At 65.3% G+C, this 2400-nt stretch carries 3 protein-coding genes; 2 read left to right on the top strand and 1 reads right to left on the bottom strand.

The genetic code is table 11. The annotated features are described in order from the left end of the window. On the top strand, positions 1-395 hold a 395-nt coding region (locus AC1DZ6_RS23585; protein ID WP_477099537.1), incomplete at its 5' end, for an alpha/beta hydrolase family protein. Positions 396-401: 6 nt separating this feature from the next. On the opposite strand, the gene AC1DZ6_RS23580 is transcribed toward AC1DZ6_RS23585, so the two are convergent. Further along, the gene (locus AC1DZ6_RS23580; protein WP_477099536.1) at positions 402-842 is read right to left on the bottom strand and encodes a DUF2147 domain-containing protein; all 441 of its coding nucleotides are present in this window, start codon (positions 840-842) and stop codon (positions 402-404) included. A gap of 207 nt (positions 843-1049) precedes the next feature. Between AC1DZ6_RS23580 and AC1DZ6_RS23575 the strand changes: the two genes are divergently transcribed. Beyond that, entirely contained in the window at positions 1050-2189 is a 1140-nt protein-coding gene (locus tag AC1DZ6_RS23575) for an isobutyryl-CoA dehydrogenase (protein WP_477099535.1), read from the top strand. Positions 2190-2400: the final 211 nt, after the last annotated feature.

The following is a 2400-nucleotide window of genomic DNA, read 5'->3' as shown; positions in this document are numbered from 1 at the left end:
CGTCGGACCCGGACTACATGGGCACGCTGATCCCGATGCACTACGAAAAGCACATCCTGCGCCGGCCCGCCGACCAGTGGCCCGAGCCCGTGACCTATGCCTTCGGGCAGTTGAACGGCGAGCTCTACACCCTGATCCAGGGGCCCAGCGAACTGGGCGCCAGCGGGCTGCTGCTCAACTGGGACCGGTTCGACGACCTCAAGCGCATCACCGTCCCGACCCTGGTGATCGGCGCCAAGTACGACACGATGGACCCGGCCTATATGGAGAAGATGTCCAAGCAGCTGCCCAAGGGTCGGTACCTGTACCTGGCCAACGGCAGCCACCTGGCGATGTACGACGACCAGGCGAACTACTTCGCCGGGCTCACTGCGTTCCTGAAAGGCCTGAACTAGGTTGGACTACGGCGCGTAGCTGGCGGGGCCGTCGTTGCGGGCGGTGACGGCGTCGATGCGCTTCCAGACCTGCGCCTTGCAGATCAGGCCGCCCAGGACGCAGCCCTTGGCCCTCATCGTGCGGGCGTCGATGAACTCGGCGGTGCCGACCAGGGTGACCTTCAGGGTGGGTACGAAGACCTTGCCGCGCATGGAGCCGTGGCCGGTCGGTTCGAAGTCGCGCAGCAGCTGCTGGCCGACCAGGGTGGTCAGACCGCTCTTGCGGGCGTCCGCCTCGGCCTTGGGGCTGGCATAGACCACGGTGCCGCAGGTGCTGGTTCCGCAGCTCTTGATCGCGACCCGGACATTGTCCTTGGGACCGGTCCATACACCCAGATCAGCGGCTTGGACCGACGACACGGTGAACAGCGCCGCGAGGGCGGCGAAAACGGCAGTGAACTTACGCATGACAGAAAAGCGACGCCTCCGATAACCGCGATTTATACAGAGGACGCGGCTGTTCAAGGGCGGTGCGACATTTCGTTCCCGCTTTTTTCGCACTGCGGCATTCAAAGTCATCAAGTGAGATATGATTGACACAGTCGCCGCCGCGCGGCACGTCAGCGGCCAAGAAGGCGAGGGGTTCACTCTGCCCCGACTGGGAGGATATCGCGCATGGATTTCGCGCTCAACGATGATCAACGCGCTATTCAGGACATGGCCTCGGGCTTCGCGGCGGAACGCCTTGCCCCGCACTCGGCTGAGTGGGACGAAAAGAAACACTTCCCGGTTGATGTGCTGCGCGAGGCTGCGTCCCTGGGTTTCGCCGGCATCTATGTCCAGGACGACGTCGGCGGCAGCGGGCTGTCGCGCCTCGACGCCTCGATCATCTTCGAGGCCCTCAGCTACGGCGACGTGCCGACCGCGGCCTATCTGACCATCCACAACATGGCGTCGTGGATGATCGACCGGTTCGGATCGGACGATCTGCGCCGGCGCTACCTGCCGCGCCTGACCACCATGGAGCTGATCGCCAGCTACTGTCTGACCGAGCCGGGCTCGGGCTCGGATGCGGCCAGCATGCGCACGACCGCGCGGCTGGACGGCGACCACTACGTGCTGAACGGCGGCAAGGCGTTCATCTCGGGCGGCGGCGTCTCGGACGTCTATGTCGTGATGGCCCGCACGGGCGTCGACGGCGCCAAGGGCGTCTCGGCCTTCGTGGTCGAGAAGGGGACGCCGGGGCTCAGCTTCGGCGCCAACGAGCGCAAGATGGGCTGGAATTCTCAGCCGACCGCCGCGGTGAACTTCGACGACTGCCGCGTACCTGTCGCCAACCGCATCGGCCAGGAAGGCGAGGGCTTCCGCTTCGCCATGATGGGCCTGGACGGCGGGCGGCTTAACATCGCCTCGTGCTCGCTGGGCGGCGCCCAGTTCGCCCTCGACACCGCCAAGGCCTATCTCGAGAGCCGCAAGCAGTTCGGCAAGCCGCTGAAGGACTTCCAGGCCCTGCAGTTCAAGCTGGCCGACATGGCCACCGAGCTGGAGGCGGCCCGCCTGATGGTGCGCCGCGCCGCCCACGCGCTGGACAACAAGGACCCRCAGGCCACCAAGCTGTGCGCCATGGCCAAGCGCTTCGCCACCGACGCCGGCTTCCAGGTGGCCAACGACGCCCTGCAGCTGCACGGCGGCTACGGCTATCTGCAGGACTATCCGCTGGAGCGCATCGTCCGCGACCTGCGGGTGCACCAGATCCTGGAAGGCACCAACGAGATCATGCGGGTGATCATCGCCCGCGAGATGTTCCGCCAGTAGGTCGCGCCGCAGCGGCGTTTAAGCGCAGCGCAATCCAGGCTTAACCTTAATAGCCTAGCCACGGGTGGCCGTTGTTGGCGCTTCGAGGATAGGCCCCATGACCCAGTCGTTTGTCGATCAAAGGGGCATTGTGGAAGAGGTCTTCGAGACCTTGTTCGCGGACGAAGAGCCGATCGTCGACGTCAGCACCTTCTTCGAGGTCTCGCAGGAC

The organism is Caulobacter sp. P1_B12_2 (assembly GCF_056406675.1).
This window is presented reverse-complemented; position numbering and strand designations above follow the sequence as displayed.

What these genes read in the sequence shown, in the direction of transcription:
- AC1DZ6_RS23580 (WP_477099536.1), bottom strand. Translation starts at nt 842, where the DNA reads ATGCGTAAGTTCACTGCCGTTTTCGCCGCCCTCGCGGCGCTGTTCACC.